The 22,331-nt window shown below is 70.2% G+C and carries 12 protein-coding genes; 9 read left to right on the top strand and 3 right to left on the bottom strand.

Annotation, left to right across the window (positions count from 1 at the left end; all coding sequences use genetic code 11):
* Positions 1 to 21 precede the first annotated feature (21 nt).
* Positions 22 to 2,124, top strand: coding sequence for a transglycosylase domain-containing protein (locus ABZV77_RS00525; RefSeq protein ID WP_356248762.1), 2,103 nt, complete (start codon positions 22 to 24; stop codon positions 2,122 to 2,124).
* A 28-nt stretch (positions 2,125 to 2,152) separates the two neighbouring features.
* Here ABZV77_RS00525 and ABZV77_RS00520 read toward each other — a convergent pair whose 3' ends face one another.
* Positions 2,153 to 3,487 carry a hypothetical protein gene (locus ABZV77_RS00520; RefSeq protein WP_356248760.1) on the bottom strand — a complete coding sequence of 445 codons (1,335 nt, stop codon included), beginning with the start codon at positions 3,485 to 3,487 and terminating at the stop codon, positions 2,153 to 2,155.
* Between the two features lie 250 nt (positions 3,488 to 3,737).
* On the opposite strand from ABZV77_RS00520, the gene ABZV77_RS00515 reads away from it, so the two are divergent.
* On the top strand, positions 3,738 to 4,454 hold the full coding sequence (locus tag ABZV77_RS00515) for an MIP family channel protein (RefSeq protein ID WP_356248758.1): 717 nt from the start codon (positions 3,738 to 3,740) through the stop codon (positions 4,452 to 4,454).
* Positions 4,455 to 4,504: 50 nt separating this feature from the next.
* On the opposite strand, the gene ABZV77_RS00510 is transcribed toward ABZV77_RS00515, so the two are convergent.
* Positions 4,505 to 5,506, bottom strand: a complete 1,002-nt coding sequence (locus ABZV77_RS00510; RefSeq protein ID WP_356248756.1) for a helix-turn-helix domain-containing protein — start codon at positions 5,504 to 5,506, stop codon at positions 4,505 to 4,507.
* 153 nt (positions 5,507 to 5,659) lie between these two features.
* On the opposite strand from ABZV77_RS00510, the gene ABZV77_RS00505 reads away from it, so the two are divergent.
* The 7 genes from ABZV77_RS00505 to ABZV77_RS00475 all read left to right on the top strand — a co-directional run bounded on the left by ABZV77_RS00505 (position 5,660) and on the right by ABZV77_RS00475 (position 21,256).
* Positions 5,660 to 6,247 carry an isochorismatase family protein gene (locus ABZV77_RS00505; RefSeq protein ID WP_356248754.1) on the top strand — a complete coding sequence of 196 codons (588 nt, stop codon included), beginning with the start codon at positions 5,660 to 5,662 and terminating at the stop codon, positions 6,245 to 6,247.
* The gene (locus ABZV77_RS00500; RefSeq protein ID WP_356248752.1) at positions 6,244 to 6,966 is read left to right on the top strand and encodes an isochorismatase family protein; all 723 of its coding nucleotides are present in this window, start codon (positions 6,244 to 6,246) and stop codon (positions 6,964 to 6,966) included. Before ABZV77_RS00505 ends, ABZV77_RS00500 begins: the two co-directional genes overlap by 4 nt.
* 1,062 nt (positions 6,967 to 8,028) lie before the next feature.
* On the top strand, positions 8,029 to 18,504 hold the full coding sequence (locus ABZV77_RS00495) for an amino acid adenylation domain-containing protein (RefSeq protein WP_356248750.1): 10,476 nt from the start codon (positions 8,029 to 8,031) through the stop codon (positions 18,502 to 18,504).
* Between the two features lie 110 nt (positions 18,505 to 18,614).
* Positions 18,615 to 18,818 carry an MbtH family protein gene (locus ABZV77_RS00490; protein ID WP_356248748.1) on the top strand — a complete coding sequence of 68 codons (204 nt, stop codon included), beginning with the start codon at positions 18,615 to 18,617 and terminating at the stop codon, positions 18,816 to 18,818.
* 86 nt (positions 18,819 to 18,904) lie between these two features.
* Positions 18,905 to 19,909, top strand: coding sequence for an ATP-binding cassette domain-containing protein (locus ABZV77_RS00485; protein WP_356250095.1), 1,005 nt, complete (start codon positions 18,905 to 18,907; stop codon positions 19,907 to 19,909).
* Positions 19,897 to 20,727: an ABC transporter permease gene (locus ABZV77_RS00480; RefSeq protein ID WP_356248747.1), complete on the top strand. Its 831-nt coding sequence runs from the start codon at positions 19,897 to 19,899 to the stop codon at positions 20,725 to 20,727. The genes ABZV77_RS00485 and ABZV77_RS00480 overlap by 13 nt, the downstream gene beginning before the upstream one ends.
* Positions 20,728 to 20,926: 199 nt before the next feature.
* Positions 20,927 to 21,256 carry a chaplin gene (locus ABZV77_RS00475; RefSeq protein WP_356248745.1) on the top strand — a complete coding sequence of 110 codons (330 nt, stop codon included), beginning with the start codon at positions 20,927 to 20,929 and terminating at the stop codon, positions 21,254 to 21,256.
* A 228-nt stretch (positions 21,257 to 21,484) separates the two neighbouring features.
* On the opposite strand, the gene ABZV77_RS00470 is transcribed toward ABZV77_RS00475, so the two are convergent.
* Positions 21,485 to 22,135, bottom strand: coding sequence for a fasciclin domain-containing protein (locus ABZV77_RS00470; protein WP_356248743.1), 651 nt, complete (start codon positions 22,133 to 22,135; stop codon positions 21,485 to 21,487).
* Positions 22,136 to 22,331: the final 196 nt, after the last annotated feature.

Raw genomic sequence — 22,331 nt, 5'->3', positions numbered from 1 at the left:
GCAACAGGGGAGGCATACGGGGTGGGTGGGCGCAAGATGGCCGTGGGGCAGGGCAGCGGGAGACGGCGGGCGGCAGCGGGGGAGCGCCGCGCGTCGACCGGTCGGCGCAGGAAGTCCAGGCAGCGGCCCACGGGTGGCATACCCGGCGCCCTCGCCGGGGTGCGCGGACAACTGCGTCGGCTGCGTCCGGCCTATCCCCGGCCGGGCCGCAGCGGTTGGCGCCGGTGGCTGCCTTCGTGGCGCCAGTGGCTGGGCGCTTTCCTGTACTTGGCCCTCGGCCTGACCGGCTTCGTCACGATCGCGTACGCCACCACGGACATACCGGATGACCTCAACTCGTTCGCCACACAACAGGACAACGTGTACTACTGGTCCGACGGCAGTGTCATGGCCCGCACCGGCTGGGTCATCAGGCAGGAGATACCGCTGAAGAAGGTGCCGCCGAAAGTCCGGGGCGCCGTCCTCGCGGCCGAGAACGCGAGCTTCTACTCGGATGCCGGCGTCTCACCGACCGGTGCCCTGCGCGCAGCGACCGCCGCGCTCACCGGAGGAGAGACGCAGGGCGGGTCGACCATCACCCAGCAGTACGTGAAGAACGTCTACCTCAGCCAGGACCGCACCCTGTCCCGGAAGTTCACCGAAGCCCTGCTCGCCGTGAAGCTGGACAACCACACGAGCAAGGACAAGATCTTCCAGAACTACCTGAACACGAGCTGGTTCGGGCGGGGCACGTACGGCATCCAGCGCGCCTCGCACGCCTACTACGGCAAGGACGTCTCGCGCCTCAACCCCAGCGAAGGCGCCTTCCTGGCCGCTCTCCTCAAAGGCGCCGGACTCTACGACCCGGCCCTCGGCAAGGAGAACCGCGAGCGGGCCGTCGAACGCTGGAACTGGATCCTGGACCGCATGGTGGAGACCGGCCACCTCACCCAGGCCGAGCGGGCCACCTACAAGAAGTTCCCCGAACCCACGAAGTCGGGCTCGGGCGACATCCCGGGCGCGCGGACCGGCTACCTGGTGGAGCTGGCCAAGCGGCACGCGATGAAATCCGGGCACATCACCGCCGCCGACTACGACCTGGGCGGCTACCAGATCCGCACGACCTTCGACCGCAAGCGCACCAAGGCCCTGACCGCCGCCGTCCACCGGGCCGAGAAGGACTTCGACGCCGAGCGGCGGCCCGACACCGACCAGCACGCCAGGATCGGCGCGGCGAGCGTGGCCCCGGACGGCAGGCTGCTCGCCGTGTACGGCGGCCGCGACTTCCTGAAACAGGGCTTCAACCAGTCCAACGCGACGACCATTCCGGCCGGTTCGGCGTTCACCCCCTTCGTCTATGCCGCCGCGCTGGAGGACGGCGTCAAGCGCACCCGGGAGGGGGGCCGCACTCCCGTCTCCCCGGCCAGCGTCTACGACGGCGACGACAAGATTGCCGTAAAGACGCCGGAGGGGCCCTACTGGGACCGCAGCGGCAAGGTGGTCAAGGGCCGCAACGAAGGCGGCCGCGACTGGGGCGAGGTGACCTTGCGCCAGGCCGTCGCCGACTCCGTGAACACACCCCTGCTCCAACTCGGCCTCGACGCAGGCCTGGACCGGGTGGAGAAGTACGCCCTGCGGGCGGGACTGCTCCCCTCCAGCCTGGGGGAACGGATCCCCGTGTTCGCACTCGGGGAGAACTCGACGCCCAGCGCCATCCGGATGGCCGGCGCCTACCAGACCTTCGCCGCCCACGGCATGCACACCGACCCCTACTCGGTGAGCTCGGTGACCCGGGCCGGGGACGCCGTGCCGCTCGCCGTACCGCGACCCGCCCGGGCGATGTCGAAGAAGACCGCCCAGGCGGTCACGGACGCCCTGCGGGCCACCATGACCGACGGGTCGGCCAAGGCGGCGGGCGCGGCACACCCCGACGCCGTGGGCAAGACCGGGACGACCACCGCGAACACGGCGGGCTGGTTCGTGGGAGGCACCCACGACGAGACCACGGCCGTGGTCGTCTACCGCATGTCGCTCAAGGACCTGGTGCCCCTGCCGCTCAAGGGTCTTGGCGGCGACGCTGCCACCACACCCGCCAGTCGGCGAGCGGTGGATCTGTGGTCCCACTACATCGAGGCGCTCACCTAGGGCCGTTCGTTTGGACCAGGCCGCCCCGCTACTTGATGAGCGACTTCCACTTCGGTGCCTGCGCAGGGTCGAGCAGGCGCAGCCGGTCCAGGACCTTCGGGTCCTGGACATCGAGCCAGTCGGCCAACTCGCGGAACGACACGCAGCGCACCCCCTCGCGCGGACACACCTTGCGCATCACGTCCTCGACGGCGTTCATGTAGATGCCGCCGTTCCAGTCCTCGAAGTGGTTGCCGATGAACATGGGCGCCCGGCTGCCGTTGTAGACGCGGTTGAACCCGTTCATGTACGACGTGGAAACCTGCTCCTGCCACGCAGGGAACCTCGCCGGGTCGCCCTGGGTGCTGTCACCGGACTGGTGGTAGAGGAAGTTGAAGTCCATGGAGAGGACCTGCACCTCTTTGCCCTCCAGGGGCAGCAGCTGCAGAGGGAAATTCCACAGGCCCCCGGCCTTGGACGGCCATATCTGGAAGTCGCCCGACGAACTCGCGTCGTAGCGCCAGCCGAACGGCTTGGCCGCGGCCAGGAGGCTCTTCTGCCCCTCCAGACAGGGCGCACGGCCGCCGACCACTTCCCGGTCCGGATCGAAGGGCAGGGGCCCCTCCTCGGTGAACCCGGTGTTGGTCTTCCACTCCTTCATGAACGCGTACGTCTGCTCGATCTCGCTCTTCCACTCCCCGGCACTCCAGTCACCGCCGCCCTTGGCGCCGCAGAAGTGCCCGTTGAAGTGCGAACCGATCTCGTGCCCGTCCTTCCAGGCACCGCGCAGCTGCTCCAGCGTGGTCTGGATGTGCGGGACGGTCGGATACGAGATGGCGGCCGACCCCGGGTTGTGCTGCGGCGGACGGTAGAGCGACTTCCTGCTCTCCGGCAGGAGGTAGATCCCGGTGAGGAAGAACGTCATGTGGGCCTTGCTCTCCCGCGCCACTTGGCGGAAGTGGGAGAAGCGGCGGTCATCGCCCTCCAGCGCGCCGTCCCAGGAGAAGACCACGAACTGCGGCGGCTTCTCACCGGGCTTCAGCTTCTTGGGCTTGAGCTGCCCGTGCTGCGGCCCGGTGTACGAGGTGGAGCCGTCCCCCAGCACCCGCACCTTGCCGTCCCACTTCTCCTCGCCCTTCATCGCCCGCTTGGCCGCACGCGCCTTCTGCGCCGCACTGCCGGAAGAAGCGGACGCGGTGCGCCCGGAGCCGCCCCCGTCCCCGGAGGAGTCCGCCAGAGCGATGACCCCCGTGGTGGCCGCCCCGCCCAGCCCGATCACGGCCGCGATCACGGCCATCTGCTTGCGCCGCCGCGCCTTCGTACGTGCCTTGCGGGCAGTACGGGCCCCGGCCCGGGCGGGTCCAGTGCCGCCGGGTTCGATCACTGTGGTCCCACCCCGTGTCCAGCGCGGCAGGGCCACGCGTGAATTGTTTGTACGAATATAGGGCTGGTGGCGTGAGTGTCCGCACCCCGGGGCGCCTGTAAGGCCTCACCGGCACCGACAGGGGGCTGTGGAGCCGGTCCGTCACTCGAATGGGCGTACGTTACGGGCTTCGACCCCGGCAGAACGGGTGGGAAGAGGCGGGCGGGCGGAGGATGGCAAGGGGGTCCGGCAAGCCTGCGAGGTGGTCGCTGTGCAGAGCAGAGCGGTGGTATCGGAGTTCCTCGGGACGTTGCTCCTTGTCTTCTTCGCCGTGGGGTCGGCGGTGCTCGGTGCGGAGTTCATCGGCACGCTCGGCATCGCGCTGGCGTTCGGCTTCACGCTGCTGGCCCTCGCGTACACCCTCGGCCCGATCTCCGGCTGCCACGTCAATCCGGCAGTGACGCTCGGCATGCTCGTCGCGCGTCGCATCGACGGCCGCACCGCCGTCACCTACTGGATCGCGCAGTTCCTCGGCGGTATCGCGGGCGCGGCCCTGCTCTTCCTGCTCGCCAAGCAGGTGCCGGGCCTGAAGACGAGCGAGGCGTTCGGCAGCAACGGCTACGACGACCGCTCCGAGGTCGGCATCAACCTGGGCGGCGCCTTCCTCGCGGAAGTCGTCCTGACCTTCCTCCTCGTCTTCGTCGTCCTCGGCGTGACGCACCGGGTGGCGGTGACCGGCTTCGACGGGCTGCCGATCGGCATCGCGCTGGCCGTCATCCACCTGGTCGGCATCCCGCTGACCGGCACCTCGGTCAACCCCGCCCGGAGCCTGGGCCCCGCCCTGTTCGCCGGGGGAGCCGCGCTGTCCCAACTGTGGCTGTTCATCGTGGCCCCCCTGGTGGGCGGCGCCATCGCGGCGCTCGTGCACCACGTGACCCACCCCGCGGGCGAGGAGCGGGTCATCGCCGACAAGGCGTCCGCCGCGTGACCCGGAGCCGCCCGCCCCGCTGACCGCGGCCCCGGCGACCGGCAGGGGAGTCAAGGCAGCTGCGGCACCCGGAACCTGCGCCGGTATTCACCGGGCGTCGTGTTCAGGCGGCGCCGGAACGCCCGTACCAGCGTGTCCACCGTGCCGAAACCGCAGTCGGACGCGATCCGTTCGAGCGTGGCGTCCGAGGACTCCAGGTCGTGGCGTGCCTTCTCCACGCGCACCGACTCGATGTACGCGTGCGGGGTGACGCCCAGTTCGGTCTTGAACAGGCGCGTCAGGTGCCGGTCGCTGACATGCGCGTACTCGGCGAGTTCGGTGACGGCCAGTGGTTCGGCGATGTGGCGCAGGATGTGGTGGCGCAGGTCCTCGATGCGGCGCGTCGTGGACACCTGGGTCAGCGGGACGCTGAACTGGCTCTGCCCGCTGGGGCGTTTGAGGTACATCACCAGCTGGCGGGCCACCCGCAGCGCGACCGCCTCGCCGAGATCGTCGGCGATCAGCGCCAGGGAGAGGTCGAGGCAGGCACTGATACCGGCCCCGGTCCACACGTTGTCCTCGCGGATGAAGATCGGGTCGGCGTCGACCTGAACCTCCGGGTGATCGGCGGCCAACTGCTGCGCGGTCGACCAGTGCGTGGTCGCCCGCTTGCCGTCCAACAAGCCCGCCGCGGCGAGCAGATGGGCGCCCACGCACACGGAGGTGATCCGGTGCGAGCGCCCGGCGAGAACCTGCACCCACTCGACGAGCCGGGGATCGACGAGCGGGTGTACGCGGCGCTCCTCGTCCACTTCCACGGCGCCGGGTACCAGCAGGGTGTCGATGCTGCGGTGTGCGGCCTCCTCGAAGGTGAGGTCGGGCAGGATGCGTACGCCCGCCCCCGTGGTGACCGGGTCCATGCTCGCGGCGGCGAGCACGACCTGGTAGCCCGCCGCCTCGTCGGTCTCGCGCAGGGCGAGGGAGAACACCTCGGGCGGCCCGGTGACGTCGAGCAGGTCGACGCCCTCGAAGAGCACGATGACGATGAGCCGTCGGGCGGCGGTGTCCGGCACGGAACTCTCCCTGGTCGGCTGAGCGGCGGGCATGTCTGGATCTGCAGATTACATGTCATTGCCGACGTCCCGGCCCGGTCCTAGCGTGAGAGGCAGCTCGGCGGACCACCGCCAACTGCACCTCTCCCACGCATCACCGAAGGCGGTACACCCATGTCCAGAACGACGCTGCGCGAGCTCAACGGCTTCGACCAGGAGCCCGCGAAGCTGACCGGCTCGACGCTGATCCTGATCGACTTCCAGAACACCTACACCCAGGGCGTCATGGAACTCGACGGCTGGGAGAAGTCCCTGGACGCGGCTGCGCAGTTGCTGGCGCGGGCCCGCGAGGCCGGCACCCGCATCGTGCATGTCATCAACGACGGCGGCGAGGGCACCCCGTACGACATCCGCGCCGAGATCGGCAGCATCCACCCCAAGGTCGCCCCCGTGGAGGGCGAGCCGGTTGTCGTCAAGCAGGTCCCGAACGCCTTCGTGGGCACCGACCTGGCCAGTCACCTGACCGAGGGCCAGGACGTCGTCATCGCGGGCTGGATGACCCACATGTGCGTGGCGTTCACCGCGCAGGGCGCCTTCCTCAACGGCAACCGCCCCACCGTCGTCGCCGAGGCCACCGCGACCCGCTCGCTCCCGGTCGCGGGCACCGACATCGACGCCCGCCAGGTGCACTACGGCGCGCTGGCCACCATCGCCGACCTGTACGGGGTCGTGGTTCCCACCCACAAGGAGATCGTCCGATGAAGACCACACTGCTCCGTTCGGCCGCCGCCCTGGGGGTCGCCGCCGTGCTCGCCACCACCATGACCGCCTGCGGCACAAGCTCCGAGGCCGCCACGCGCACCGACGACCGCGACCGGCGCCACGAGAAGAACCACGCCAAGGACACCACGACGCTGCGCCAGCTGATGAAGCTGGACGAGACGCCCGCGAAGCTGTCCGACGCGACGCTGGTCCTCGTCGACTACCAGAACGTCTACACCGGCGGCACGATGGAGCTCACCGGCTGGCGCGAGGCGGTCAAGAACACCAAGACCCTCCTGGAGCGGGCCCGCAAGGCGCACACGCCCGTCATCCACATCGTGGAGAAGGGCTACGACCTCAAGTCGAAGGCCGGCCAGATCATCCCGGCACTCAAACCGGCCAAGGGGGAGACCGTCGTCGAAAAGGCCGTCCCCAACGGCTTCCACGACACCGACCTCGCCGCCGAGCTCAAGAAGACCGGCCGCAAGAACGTCATCATCTCCGGCTTCATGACCCACATGTGCACCCTCTCCACCACCGAGGGCGCCGTCTACAACGGCTATAACCCGACCGTGATCGGCGACGCCTCGGCGACCCGCCCGCTCCCGGTCAACGGCAACCCCCGCGGCATCCCCGCCCGGCAGGTGCACGAGTCCGCCCTCGCCACGATCCAGGACCGCTTCGGCGTCGTGGTCCCCAAGCAGCGCGACCTCAAGTAGCCCCCACGGGCCGCGCTCGGCGCCCGCGCACTCTTCGGCAGGGAAGCGGCCGTCCCCGGCTTCCCTGCCCTTGCGCGCGCCCCCTCTCACCCCACCCCATCCCCCCAACAGGGAGATTCCCCCCCCATGGCGGACGGGGTGCCTCACTCGGTACCACCTGGCACAGGTAGGCAGAACCGTCTTCTGACGTCCACGTGGTCCAGCTGACCTGATGTCGTCGAAAGGCCGTTGGCCGCTGTCATTGAGCTGAGGCGATGCATCACCAGTTCGTGTCTGAGGAGTTGCGGCGTCCCTGCCCTCTCGCAGGGCGAGTGTGGGCTATTGCTTTGTGCCGACGCGATATGGACAGCGACGCCGCACTCGCTCAGGCGCTCGGCTTGGCGTCAGGCGCCTGTGCGGGAATCGTCTTCATGTTGCGGGGGCGATCCACCTTCGGCGAAGTCCTCACGGCCGCAGCGAGCATGAGGACAGCAGGCACAGGTTGCCTCCTTGGGTCAGCCCTATCGCTCCGGAGCTCGGGCCTTCGGACCCGATGGAACACCGGGAGAGCAGACACAGATTGAACCCCTGTGTGCCTCGGTAGCCGCCCTGCTGGCTCGGAACGCTGTGGTCCATGAGTGACATGGATTGAGCTGGCCGTCCAGCGTCCCGCACGGCCGGTGCGTCAGCAGCCGATGCGCTTGTCGCGCCCGCGAGTCCCAGGATCGCGACGCTGCCTGCCACAGCCATACCGCTCAAGGTCCTGCCCCATCCTGATCGGTGCATCAAGTGTGCTCCTTTGTGTCCGGAGTTCGGCGGCCTGCCGCCGACTGCGCCTTGTGCCCTTGATCCGTAGCCCTCGTGTGAGGCGGATGGGTCCGTGTTCGAGCAGGGGGAGGTGGACGTTCTACGCAGTAGTAACAAAGCGTGTCGTGCATCACACACCAATCCGTAGTCCCACGCGTCACGGATTAAGCACGGAAGTCGATGTCTGGAGTGCTTCGCACACGCATCGAACCGGGTGAGATGGGGAGGGTGGTCGACGGTGTCGGCACGCGTTACATCGGTACTGGGGCGGGGCGCATGACTGAGGAGTCCGCCGACTCGCTCGCGGTGACTCCGGCTCAGGAGTCTTTGTGGTTCGCGCACGCGCTTCGCCCGCTGAGCAGCGAATTCACGATCGCCGAGTACATAGATATCCAGGGGGAGTTGAACCCTGCGACGCTGCGGCGAGCGGTGACGCACGTGAGGGGCGAGATCGACGCGATGTGCGCGGCGATATCCGATGGTGGGGCAGACTCCACAGATTCCACGGTGCGTCAGTTCGTCCGCCGGGGCCTGCCTGCCGACATCCCCTTCGTCGATCTGTCCGCGAATGCGAACGGCGAAGCAGAGGCTCACGAGGCGATGCGACGGGACCTCTCCGCGCCCGTGGACGTGACCGGTGCCGCGGTGACGGCCTTCGCTCTCTACAAGCTCTCGCAGGCACGCCATCTGCTGTACCTGCGCACGCACCACCTGGTGTTGGACGGATACGGCGCGGCTGTGGCACTCGGCCGGGTCGCCGAGACGTACGGACTGCTCGCCGCCGGGGCCGACGTGCCCGCCGAGCCCCGTCCCCTTGAGCCTCTGGTCGCCGAAGCGCGTCAGTACCGGCAGTCTGCCCAGTACGACGAGGACGCGGCCTACTGGCGTGACCGGCTCACGGGTGCTCCGTTGCCCGAACGGTTCACCGATGCCACGGGTTCTGCCGGTGAACAGGTGCTGCGGCAGTCGACCGTGCTGGACGGCGACCGGTGGCGGCGACTGCGGGACGGCGCGCGGCGCGCCAAGGTGGCCTGGCCCACGCTGTTCGTCGTGGGGACGGCGGCCTATCTGCACCGGATGCGAGGGGCGGGCGACCTGCTCCTCGGCATGCCGGTGACCGGACGGCGGACCCGGATCGCCCGGGAGACACCGGGAATGATGTCCCAGGTTCTTCCGCTGCGGCTGCAACTGTCCGCCCAGGACACGGTCCAGGACCTGCTGCGACAGACGACGGACGCCATGCGGGCCGTTCTGCGGCACCAGCGATTCCCCGCGCAGGAACTGCGGAGACAAAGGGCACTGCGGCGGGGTGAGCCTCTGACCGGACCGTCGGTGAACGTGCTGTCCTTCGACGGGGATCTCCGGTTCGGTGCGGCGTCCGGCACGCTCCACAACCTCTCGCTCGGGCCGGTCGAGGACCTCACGCTCGCCGTGCACCCCGCACCCGGCGGCGCGAGCGCCCGTATCGACGTCCTGGCGAATGCGGCGCTCTACGACGACCGCACGGCGGCTGGACACCTCGAACGGATCGTGCGGGTGACCGAGGAACTCGTGACTCACCCGGCGCGCCGCCTCGGCGCGCTGGATCTCGCGGGTCCGCAAGAGCGGGACGTACTGCTGGCCATGGGAACCGGCCTGCCGGACGACAGGGAGAACACGGGCCGGGGTGGCGGGCACACGGCCGGGGGCGAGCCCACCCTGCCGGAGGTACTGGCACAGCTGGCCCGTGAGATGCCCGACGAGCCCGCCGTCGGTGACGGCGCGGGCAACGTCACCTTCGCCGAGCTGGACCGGGCTGTCGACGTGGCCGCCACGGCCCTGCGGGGCGACGGAGCAGGGCGCGGCACGGTCGTCGCGGTCGCGCTGCCCCGCTCGGTCGACACCGTTGTCGCTCCGCTCGCCGTCCTGCGCACCGGTGCGGTCTACCTGCCCGTGGACCTCTCCTATCCGGATGAACGCATCGCCCAGTTGCTGGCCGACGCGGCGCCCGCACTCCTCGTCTGCGCGCCCGGTAGTCCGGTCGCCTCACTGGCGCCGGCCACCACGAAGGTCCGGAGCCTGGCCCACCTCCCTGGTGAGGTACCGGCCCCTGCCACAAGCGGGCCGCGGGGTGACGACGCGGCCTACCTCATCTACACGTCCGGATCGACGGGCAGGCCCAAAGGTGTGCTCGTCGAGCACCGCTCGATCAGCAATCTGCTGGCCCACCATCGCAAGGAGTTGCATGCGAGCGCGGAAGCCGCTCAGGGACGCCAGTTGCGCGTGGCGCTCACCGCGGCGACCTCCTTCGACGCCTCCTGGGATCCGCTGCTGTGGATGCTGAGCGGACACCACCTGCACATCGTGGACGACGCCACGCGCCGTGATCCAGAGGCACTGGTCGCCTTTCTGCGCGCTGGACGAATCGACGTCATCGAGACCACCCCCAGCTTCCTCCAGCAGCTCCTGGCCGCCGGCCTTACGTCGGAGGCAATCGGCCCGACCCGGAAAGCGCCGCACCGCCCCACGGTGATCGCCCTCGGCGGCGAACCGGTCAACGCCGAGCTGTGGCAGCGCCTCGCCTCCGAGCAGTCCCTCGTCGCCTACAACTTCTACGGCCCCACCGAGACGACCGTGGACGCCGTCACCGCACGCGTGCGCGGCACGGATCCGGTGATCGGGCGCCCTGTCCGAAGAGCACGCTCCTACGTGTTGGACACGGCCCTGAGGTTGCTGCCGAGCGGCGTGACCGGGGAGCTCTACCTTGCCGGAGAGGGAGTGGCGCGCGGCTACGCCGGCCAGCCCGGACTGACCGCGGACCGCTTCCTCGCCGACCCCTTCGGAGAGCCGGGGACGCGTATGTACCGCACCGGAGACCTGGTGCGGTGGCACGAGAACGGCTCCTTGGAGTTCGTCGGGCGCAGCGACGGACAGATCAAGGTCCGCGGGCACCGGGTGGAAACGGGGGAGATCGAAGCGGCGCTCACGGTGCTGCCGGGGATCGATCAGGCTGCTGTCGTCCTCAAGGGCGGCCCGGAAGGGGAGCGGCTGGCCGCCTACCTCGTGCCGTCCGGCGACGCGGCAGGAGCGCGGGTGCGCGACGACGTACGTCCGGTGCGGGACGCGCTCGCGACGTTGCTGCCCGCACACATGGTGCCCGCGGTCTACGCGCTCGTCGAACAGCTCCCGCTGACCCCGAACGGAAAAGTGGACGCGGCAGCCCTCCCGGAGCCCACCACCCTCTCCGCAGGCGCATCGAACGCGCCGGTCACGCGGACGGAGGAGGACGTCTGCGCGGCGATGGCCGACCTGCTCGGCCTGGCCGAAGTCGGCAGGGAGGACGACTTCTTCGCACTCGGAGGCCACTCCCTCCTGGCCACTCGCCTGCTCAGCGCCGTGGCCGAGCGCACGAGCGTCCGGCTTCCGGTTCGCGCCCTCTTCGAAGCGCCGACGGTCGCCGCACTCGCACTGGCGGTCGACGCCCAACGCGCCTCCCAGGAAGCCGGGCGCGGGTCCGCCGCCCCTGTCACCCGGCAGCGCCCGGCTCGTCTGCCGCTCTCGGCGGCCCAGCACCGGCTGTGGCTCCTGGAACACATGGGGGAGGGCAGCGAGCGCTACCACATCCCCGTCGCCATCCGTCTCGAGGGCGACCTCGATGTCGGTGCTCTCCAGGCAGCCTTCGCCGACCTGTTGGTGCGGCACGAGAGCCTGCGCACCGTCTATCAGGAGGACGAGCAGGGTCCGCACCAGGTCGTGCTGGACCCCAGCGCGTGCACTGTGACGCTGCAGGTGAGTCCCGCACGGTCGGGCGCGCGCCCCGGGGACTTTCCCAGTCCTGACTTCACCCTGTCGCAACAGCCCCCGGTACACGCCGTGCTGGTGCCCACCAGTGAGCCTGATGCGGAGACCCGGACGCATCTGCTTCTTTTGACGCTCCATCACATCGTGGCCGACGGATGGTCGATGGGGCCCCTGGTCCGCGACCTGAGTGAAGCGTACGAGGCTCGTCTGCACGGGAGCGAACCGCGCCGGACGCCGCTGCGCGCCCAGTACGCGGACTACGTACTGCGGCAGCAGGAGCGGCTCGGTGCCCGGACGGACACCGACTCGCTCACCACGCGTCAGCTGACCGGCTGGCGGGACACGCTGGAGGGCTTGCCGCCCGAGCTCCCCCTGCCCTACGACCGTCCGCGACCGGAACAGGCCACGTTCCGCGGGGGCCGTGTACCCGTGCGCCTTGACGCCCCAGAGCACCGCGCTCTGACCGCCCTCGCCAGGCAGGCCGGTGTCAGCCCGTTCATGGTGCTGCACGGCGTGCTGGCCGCCCTGCTGCACCGGCTGGGCGCAGGCGACGACATCGTCATCGGGACCCCGGTCGCGGGACGCGACGAAGAGGAGTTCCACGACGTCGTGGGCTTCTTCGTCAACACCCTGGTGCTTCGCGTCGACGCCGGCGGCGACCCGGTGTTCCGGGACCTTCTGGAACGGGTGCGGACGACGGACCTGCGCGCCTACAGCTCCCAGGACCTGCCCTTCGAGCAGCTGGTGGAAGCACTCGCACCGCCGAGGTCGCTCTCCCGCCACCCGCTCTTCCAAGTGATGCTCGCCCTGAACAACACCGCCGCTCCCCGCTTCGAACTGCCCGGTGTTGAGGCGCAGGTCCTCCCGTCCGAGCGGAACACCGCCAAATTCGACCTCATCTGGGACTTCACCGAGTCGCACAGCTGTGACGGACTGCCCGCCGGACTGAGCGGCGAGGTGGAGTACAGCTCCGAACTCTTCGACGAAAGCACGGTGCGCCGTTTCGTCGGCCACTTCGTCCGCCTGCTGCGCTCGGCACTCGCCACCCCCGACGCACGCCTGAGCGCGCTGGGCATGCTCACGAAGGAGCAACGGGACGCAGCCCTCGACACCGGCGTCCCGGACGGCGACGTGTACCAGGGGCAGGACCTGGTGCACAGCGTGTCCGACGTACTCGACACCCAGGCTGCGGTCACCCCGAACCGCATCGCCGTGGCCGAAGGGCATCGCACCCTGACCTTCGGCGAACTCACCGAAGAGCTGCACAGCGTGGCACGGCGCCTGGTCGCCGCCGGGGTTCGCGCGGGAGACCGAGTCGCCGTCGCGCTGCCCCGGTCCGGGAGGCAGATCGCGGCCGTCTTCGGCGTACTGCGCGCCGGCGCGGTCTACGTACCGCTGGACCCGACGCATCCGCCAGAGCGAAACGCGTACATCTTGGACTCCGCGCAGCCGGCCATGCTGCTCACCGAGCATCAGTGCCGCGCTGCCCTGCCGGACGTCCGGATCCCCGTGCGCTATCTGGACGACGCGCCCACGGCAGACGTCCACACCGCCCCGCTGCCGTCGGACGGGCCGGACGCCTCCGCCCCCGCGTACGTCCTTCACACCTCGGGGTCCACCGGCCGGCCCAAGGGCGTCGTCGTGGAGCACCGGGCGCTCGCGAACCTGCTTCGGCATCACGCGCGTCACCTGATCGCTCCCGCCGAGAGCGACAACAATGGTCGCCCGTTGCGGGTGGCCCTCACCGCGGCGGCGACCTTCGACGCGTCCTGGGACCCTCTGCTGTGGATGGTCGCGGGACATGAGCTGCACCTGGTGGACGACGCGAGCCGCCGTGACCCCGAGGCGCTGGTGCGGCTGCTGCACGAAAGAAGAATCGACGTCGTCGAGACGACCCCCTCGTTCCTCGAACAGCTGCGTGGCAGCGGCTTGTTCGCGCCGGGCAGGCCCTGGCCTCGCGTCGTGGCCCTGGGAGGCGAGCCGGTGCACGAGAGGCTGTGGAACGAGCTTGCTGAGCTGGACGGCGTCACCGTGTGGAACCTCTACGGACCGACCGAGACGACCGTGGACAGTGTGATCGCCCCGGTGACTCGCGGGTCGACACCCACCATCGGCCGGGCGATCACGGGAATGCGTGCCCGCGTGCTCGACGCACGGTTGAGCCCCGCGCCACCCGGTGTCACCGGCGAGCTGTACCTGGCCGGGGCCGGCGTGGCCCGCGGATACGACGAGGCGACCGGCATGACCGCGGACCGCTTCCTCGCCGACCCCTACGGCCCCTCGGGCAGCCGGATGTACCGCACCGGCGACCTGGTACGCAGGCGCCCGGACAACTCCCTCGTCTTCATGGGCCGTACGGACTCCCAGGTCAAGGTACGCGGATTCCGTGTCGAGACCGGAGAGGTGGAGGCGGCACTGACCGCGCACCCCGCCGTACGACGGGCAGTGGTGACCGTCCAGGAGGGTGAGGACGGCGGCCGGCTGGTCGCCTGGGTCGTACCGGAGGCCGCGGCGGCGGAACCCACCGTCGCGCTGCTGCGCTCGTTCGTCGCCGGCCGCTTGCCGGCCTACATGACGCCGACCCGCCTCGCGCTGGTCGACGACATACCCCTGACCGCGCACGGCAAGACGGACTTCGCCGCCCTGCCGGAACCGGGAGCGGAGCCGTCCGAGCAGGGAGAGCGCCCGCGCACGCCGCAGGAGGAGATTCTCTGTGCCCTCTTCGCGGAGTGCCTCGGTACCAGCCCCGTCGGCCGCGACGCCGACTTCTTCGCGCTCGGCGGCCACTCGCTGCTGGCCACGCGGATCGTCAACCGCATCCGGCACGCGTTCGGAGTCGAGATCCCGGTGCGTGCCCTGTTCGAGGACCCCACCCCGGCCGGACTCGCTCCCCATCTCGACGGGGCCGCCCGCGGCCGCCCATCGCTGCACGCCCAAACCGGCCGGCCCGCCGACCTTCCCCTGTCCTACGCGCAGCACCGGTTGTGGTTCCTCAACCGCATGCGCCCGGGAGACCCCTCGTACAACCTCCCCATGGCGGTGGCTCTGCGGGGGTGCCTGGACACCGCCGCACTGCACCGCGCGCTGGGCGACGTCGTGGCCCGGCACGAGAGCCTGCGCACGGTCTTCCGCGACGCGGTCGGCCGGTCCGGCACCCCGATCCAACGGGTCCTGCCCGCGGGAGCGTCCCGCCCGACCCTCACCGTCACCTCCTGCGCCGCAGACCGGATCGCCGAGGCGTTGAGCGCGTCGGCCCGGGAAGGGTTCGACCTCACCGAAGACCTGCCGCTGCGCGCCGAACTGCTGCGGATCACGGCCGAGGAGCACGTCCTTCTCCTGACGCTCCACCACATCGCCGCCGACGCATGGTCCATGGGCCCGCTGGCGCAGGACCTGGCCGCCGCCTATGCCGCCCGGACCACCGGACGTGCACCCGCGTGGACCCCGCTTCCGGTCCAGTACGGCGACTACGCGCTCTGGCAGCAAGACGTCCTGGGGCGCCCCGACGACCCCGACAGTGTGCACGCCCGCCAGCTCGCCCATTGGAAGGGCGAACTGGCCGGTGCGCCCGTCGAAGCGGCCCTTCCCACGGACCGGCCTCGCCCCGAGCACGTCTCCGGGAACGGTGGCAAGGTCACCCTGCCGCTCACGAAGGACGACGGCTGCCGACTCGCGGCCCTGGCCCGGCGCGAGGGCGCCAGCACCTTCATGGCACTGCACGCCGTACTCTGCGCACTGCTGGAAAGGTACGGAGCCGGCGACGACATCGTGGTCGGCACTCCCGTCGCCGGACGGTCCGACGAGGCGCTCACGGGACTAGTGGGCTTCTTCGTCAACACCCTGACGCTGCGCGTGCGTACCGACGGCGACCCGGACTTCCGCACGCTGCTGGCACGCGCTCGACAGACCGACCTGGCCGCGTACGCGCACCAGGATCTGCCCTTCGAATCACTCGTGGAGCACCTCGCCCCGCCGCGCTCGCTCGCCCGGCACCCGCTCTTCCAGGTGATGCTCTCGCTCAACAACGCCGGGACGCCCGCCCTCGACCTGCCGGGCCTTCATGCAACGGTGCGGGGAGTGGACACGGCCGCGTCCAAGTTCGACCTGTCGTTCAACTTTTCCGAACAGTCCGACGACAGACGGCTGACCGGCGAACTGGAGTACTCACGAGACCTCTTCGACACCGGGACGGCACAGAGCCTGGCCGACTCCTTCGTCGCGCTGGTCCGGCTCGTCGTCACGGATCCGGACGCGCCGCTCTCCCGCCACGACGCCCTGGCGAGGCAACGCGACGCCCTGCTCGACCGCGGGCAGGGACCGCAGGCGATCCCGCCCCACCCGACCGTGCTCGCCGGCTTCGAGGCCACGGCCGGGGCGGCGCGCAGCAGCGACATCGCCGTACGCCACGGTGCGCACGCCCTCTCCTTCGCCGAACTGGCCCAGGACAGTGCCCGCCTGGCGCACCTGCTGCGGGCCCACGGCGTGGGGCCCGACCGTACGGTCGCCGTCCTGCTGCCGCGCTCGGCCGAATCGATCACCGCGATGCTCGGAGTGCTGGCCGCCGGCGGCGCGTACGCCCCGCTCGACGACGCCCTGCCCAGGGTGAGGATCGGCGCCGTGCTGGACGACGCCGAGCCCGTGGTGGTCCTGGCGACCACGACGACAGCGGACCTGATCCCCGACGGCCCCTGGCGGACGGTCCTGCTCGACGCCGCCGACACGAGGGCCGCTCTGGCCGCACTGCCCGGTGTGCCTCCGCGCACGGCGACACCCGGCCCCAGCGACACGGCATACGTCCTGCACACGTCCGGTTCCACCGGACGCCCGAAGGGGGTCGTCGTCGAGCACCGGTCACTGGCCCAGCTGTGGGAGCATCACCGGCACGCCCTCTTCGCCCCGGCGCGGGCCGCGGCCGACGGGCGCAGGCTACGGGTCGCCCTGACCGCCTCACTGTCCTTCGACGCCTCATGGGATCCGGTCCTGTGGATGCTCGACGGGAACGAGCTGCTGATCGTCGACAACGACACCAGGCGGGACCCCGCGGCACTCGTCCGGACGGTCCGCGAAGAAGGCATCGACGTGCTGGAGACCACCCCCAGCCACGCGGCCGCCCTGCTCGATGCCGGACTCTGTGATCCCGCGGCCGACGGCCACCAGCCGTCCGTGCTGGCCCTCGGCGGGGAGGCCGTACCGCCCGGCCTGTGGCGGCGACTTCGTGAGACGCCCGCCCTGACCGTATGGAACCTCTACGGCCCCACCGAGGCCACGGTGGACACCCTTTACACGTCTCTCGACGGCACGGACACGCCCGTCCTGGGCCGGCCCGTCACCGGGACCCGCTCCTACGTCCTCGACCGCTTCCTGCGACCCGTCGCGCCCAACTCGACCGGAGAGCTGTACCTCGCCGGTGCCTGCCTGGCCCGCGGTTACGTGGGCAGGCCGGGCGAGACCGCCTCCCGTTTCGTACCGGACCCCTTCGGCGCGCCGGGTGAGCGCATGTACCGCACCGGAGACCTCGTCCGCTGTGCCGCGGACGGCCGGCTGGAGTTCCGCGGTCGAGCAGACCATCAGGTCAAGGTGCGCGGATTCCGCGTGGAACCCGGCGAGATCGTGACCGTACTGGAGCGGCAGTCCGGCATCGCGCGGGCCGCCGTCGTCGCCCGCCGGGAGACCGGAACGGAAGACCGCGGTACGGACCGGCTGGTCGCCTATGTCGTGCCCGCCCACGACCCGGCCGCGACCGGCGCACCGGCCGTGCCGGACCGCGACGTCCTGCGGGCGGCTGTGGCGGCCGAGCTGCCCAGCTACATGGTTCCCGCGGCGTTTGTCACCGTCGACGAGCTGCCGCTCACGGCGAGCGGCAAGCTCGATGCCACCGCACTGCCGGATCCGGACGACGAGCACCTGACTCGAGGAACCGGCCGCCCTCCCGCCGGACCGCGCGAGGACCTCCTCTGTGCCCTGTTCGCCGAGGCCCTCGGCCTCGAACACTGCTGGGCGGACGACGACTTCTTCGCCCTCGGCGGGCACTCGCTGCTGGCTGCCCGGCTGTTGGCACGCGTGCGCGACTCCACCGGCACCGAGCTGGGCATCCGGGCGTTGTTCGAAAGCCCGACGCCCGCCGGGCTCGCCGCGGCCCTGACGGAACACGACACGCCCCCGGGTGACGGTGACGCGGCCACGGCGGATCTGGCGTGCCTGCTTCCGCTGCGCGTCACCGGCAGCCTGCCGCCCCTGTTCTGCGTCCACCCCGCCGGCGGTCTCGCCTGGTCCTACGCGGGTCTGTTGCAGCACGTCACCGACAGGCCGGTCTACGGCCTGCAGACCCCTAACCTGGACGGCACCCAGCACTTCCCCGACAGCATCGAGGCGATGGCGGCCCATTACGTCGCCCAGCTCCGCGCGGTTCAGCCGCACGGCCCCTACCGGCTGCTCGGCTGGTCCTTCGGCGGCAACGTCGTCCAGGAGATCGCTGTCCAGCTCCAGGAGGCCGGCGAGGAGGTGGCCCTGCTGGCGGTCCTGGACGCCTTCCCCGTACCGCCCGCCGACGGTCTAGAGGATGCCGGACGTGACACGGTTTTCCGCGCCCTGCTGACCGCGCTCGGGCTCGACCTGTCCGAGTGGGACGACGATGCCCCGCTGGACGCGGAGGCCGTGCGCGACGCGTTGCGTGACACGGGCAGCCCACTGGGAGCGTTGGAACCGGCGACCATCGAGACCATGGTCGGCAACTTCGCCGACCAGGCCCGGCTGATGCGCCGCTACACCCCGCGCACCTTCAACGGCGGCGTCCTGTTCTTCCGCGCCACGGAAGGGGACCCTGCGAACGGTCTGACGCCCGCTCTGTGGGCTCCCTACGTCGAGGGCGATCTCGAGGTCCACGACGTGCCGTGCGGGCACGCCCAGATGCTGCGTCCCGACTCCCGGGCGGTCATCGGCCCCGTCCTCGAGACAGCCCTGCGCATGTACTGACCGCGCGCCCACCTCGCCACGGTCCCGAGGGCATGGCCGACGTGAGGACGAACCAACGCCCCAACCCTCGACAACTCTCCGCCCCGCACCACGAAATGAGGCACTTCACCATGACCAATCCCTTCGACGACCCCACCGTGCGGCACCGCGTCCTGATCAATGACGAAGGCCAGCACTCCCTGTGGCCCGACTTCGCCGACGTGCCCGCGGGCTGGCACCCGGTCCACGGACCCGCCCCCCGCCAGGATTGCATCGCCTATGTCGACGCCAACTGGACCGACCTCACTCCGCGCAGCGCGCTGGCCTCGCGATGAGCCCTTCCGGAGTGGATCTCAGGGGTGTGCCCCGGCAGCCCCTGCCCCTCGCGACGGTCGCCGCGTCTCGAGGTGACCAGGACACGATCGAGGCCCACGGGCTGACGAGAAGCTTCGGCGACCGCCAAGCGCTCGCAGGCATCGACCTGCGAGCCCCGGCGGGCAGTGTGCTCGCACTGCTGGGTCCCAACGGAGCGGGCAAGACCACCACCGTGCGCATCCTGACCACGTTGCTGCGACCGGACGGCGGCCGGGCAACGGTCGCCGGACACGACGTCCGCACCGCGCCCCACGCGGTCCGCGAACGGATCGGGCTCTCCGGCCAGTACGCCGCCGTCGACGAACGCCTGACCGCGCGTGAGAACCTCTACCTCGTCGCCCGGCTCCACGGCATGAGCCGCAGGACCGCGCGGGGCCGCGTCGTCGACCTGCTCGACAGGTTCACCCTCACCGAGGCCGCGGACCGTCCCAGCGGCGGCTTCTCCGGGGGCATGCGCCGCCGCCTGGACCTGGCGGGCGCGCTGACCACCCGGCCCGCGGTCGTCTTCCTCGACGAGCCCACGACGGGCCTCGACCCCCGCGGCAGAGCCGACACCTGGCAGGCCGTACAGGATCTGGTGGCCGACGGCACCACGGTCCTGCTGACGACCCAGTACCTGGAGGAGGCCGACCAACTCGCCGACTCCATAGCCGTGATCGACCACGGCCGCGTCATCGCCCGCGGCACGGCCACCGAGTTGAAGGCGGCCGTCGGCGGAGAACGCATCTCGCTCCGGGCCGCGCTGTCGGACACCGTCGGAGCCATCGCCGACGTACTGGCGGGCGTGGGCCCGCACCCGCCGGAGATCGACCGCCGCACCGGTCACGTCTCGGTCGCCACCGACAACGGCTCCACGGACCTCCAGCACGTCCTCGCCGCGTTGGAGACGGCAGGGCTCGCGGTGGCAGACGTCTCCCTGGCGTCTCCCACTCTCGACGACGCGTTTCTCGCACTCACCGGCAAACCCCGCCGCGTCCCCGGCGCTGCGGACTCCGCCACGCCCGCACGCCGCGGAGGTCGCAAGAAAGGAGACCATGCATGGCGACACTGAACCTCGCCGCCCGGCACCCGGCAGGACCGATGCGCACCGTGCGCGACGGAGCGCTGATCGCCTGGCGCAACCTCGTGAACCTGCGCCGCACACCCGGTGCGGTCGTGGCCGCGCTCGTCCAGCCGCTGATGTTCGTCCTGCTCCTCGCCTACGTCTTCGGGGGGAGCCTGGGTGGTGCCGAATACCGCACGTTCCTGATGGGAGGCATCTTCGCGCAGGCGGTTACCTTCAACGCCTCGTTCACCGCGATCGGCCTGGCAGCCGACATGGACAAGGGCATGGTCGACCGTTTCCGCGCACTACCGATGCCCCGCGGATCCGTCATCCTCGGCCGAACCCTGTCCGACCTCGCCATGAGCGCCGTCACCCTTGCGGTGACCTCGCTGTGCGGACTGCTGGTCGGCTGGCGCGTCGAGGGGTCCGCGGCCGCCGCCCTCGCCGCGTACGGTCTGGTCCTGCTCTTCGCCTTCGCCATGTCCTGGGTCGGAGCGACGGTCGGACTGATGGCCCGCAGTGTCGAGGTCGCGCAGAGTGCCGGGCTCATCTGGCTCTTCCCCGTCACCTTTGTTTCGGGGGCGTTCGTCTCGGTCGCCACGATGCCGGCCCCGCTGCGCGCCGTTGCCGAATGGAACCCAGTCTCTGCGACAGCCACGGCCGCCCGCTCATTGTTCGGCAACGAGGCCCCGTCGGCGGTTGTCCCACCCAGCGGGTGGCCTGTCCAGCATGCAGCGCTTTACGCGGTGTTGTGCTCGTGTGTGATCATTGCGATCTTCATGCCCCTCGCTGTCAGCCGGTATCTGCGGATAGCCCGCGGTTGAAGGTCGGCCTCGGCAAGCGCCGCAGGGCTTTTCGCGGTGGGGGCGGGCAACAGCTGGGAGCGCGTGGTCCGGACGGGTGAACTGGCGCCCTGCGGCCAATCCAGCTGCCCCGGACGTTCCGGATGGCCAGTGAGAAGCGGACCGCTTCTCGTCCTCGCCCGCAGGGGCGTGGGCTGTGCGGATGAGTGTGGAGCGTTTCATGTCTCGTGTGCTGAAGAGTGCGGCGATCGCGGTGGCCATCGGCGGTTCGGTCCTGGCCGGTGCGAGCGCGGCGTCCGCGGACGCCGGGGCCCAGGGAGCCGCTGTGGGGTCGCCGGGCGTGCTGTCCGGCAACGTCCTCCAGGTGCCGGTCCACGTTCCGGTCAACGCCTGCGGCAACACCGTCAACGTCATCGGCCTGCTCAATCCGGCCTTCGGCAACAGCTGCGCCAACGGCTCGGACAGCTGGGGCGGGCACGCCTGGGACGAGGGCCACATGGGCCACCACGGCTCGATGAACCATGGCGGCGACATGGGCATGTGGAAGTAGTCCACGAGCCCATAGGCCTTGACGACAGGCCTGCCCGGCCTGTTGCCGCAGTACGCATCCCTGGTACCGAAGGATCATCCGGCACCAGGGATGCCGTACGCGCGAACGGTGCATGACTCATGGCCACGTGCCGACAGCTGGTCCGGGCGCACGGAGTTGTGATCCTGGCGGCACGATGTCGGTGCGCTGTCCGTTGGTCGGAAGACGGCAAGGACGGTCTGAAGGGCGTCAGCTCTTGGGCATGAGGACACTGTCGATGATGTAGACGTTGGCGTTGGCGGTCTTCACGTTGCCGCAGACCACGTTGGCGGAGTCGTTGACCTTGTAGGACTCACCGGAACCCGAGGTGGTCAGCTTCGACTTCTCCAGCGTTTCGAACGAGCCCTTCTCCAGGTCCTTGGGCGCGAGCTTCTTGCCGACCACGTGGTACGTGAGGATCTTGGTGAGCTGGGCCTTGTCGGCGAGAACCTTGTCCAGGTCCGCCTTCGGGATCTTCGCGAAGGCGTCGTTGGTCGGGGCGAAGACCGTGATGTCCTTGGCATTGTTCAGCGTGTCCACCAGGCCCGCCTTCTTCACCGCGGACACCAGGGTGGAGAGGGCCGGGTTGTTGGACGCCGCGGTGGCGACGGGGTCCTTGGCCATGCCGTCGAACGAACCGGCACCGTCCTTGGGCACCGACGAACAGGCAGAACCGAAGGGCTTGTCGGAATCCGTCATGTCGTCCGACGGGCTGGCCATGTCCGACCCCTTGGATGCGGCCGCCGACGAGCTGTCGGACGCCTTGTCCTTGGAGTCGCTGTCGGAGCACGCCGTCAGGGCCAGCGGCAGCATAGCGGCGGCAACAACAGCAACAGCAACGCGACGGACTCGAGTCTGCATGACAATCCCTCAACGATCAGATCCGTGAAGGCCATCCGCCTCCATCGAACGGAATCCGGAGCGCAGGGCGGGGCGGATTGGTGGGTTCCCGAAAGAGTGAGCTCCGTACGAGCTCTTCAGTGACAAATCCCAGGTCGGACGCCGTCGTGCGCATCTCCCCGCGACCACGTGCACAGCAGAGTCCGGGCTGCCCTGT

Origin of the sequence: Streptomyces sp. NPDC004732, assembly GCF_040609235.1 — a bacterium.
Taxonomy (GTDB): domain Bacteria; phylum Actinomycetota; class Actinomycetes; order Streptomycetales; family Streptomycetaceae; genus Streptomyces.
The sequence above is the reverse complement of the archived record's forward strand: the minus strand, read 5'-3'. Positions and strand labels throughout refer to the sequence as shown.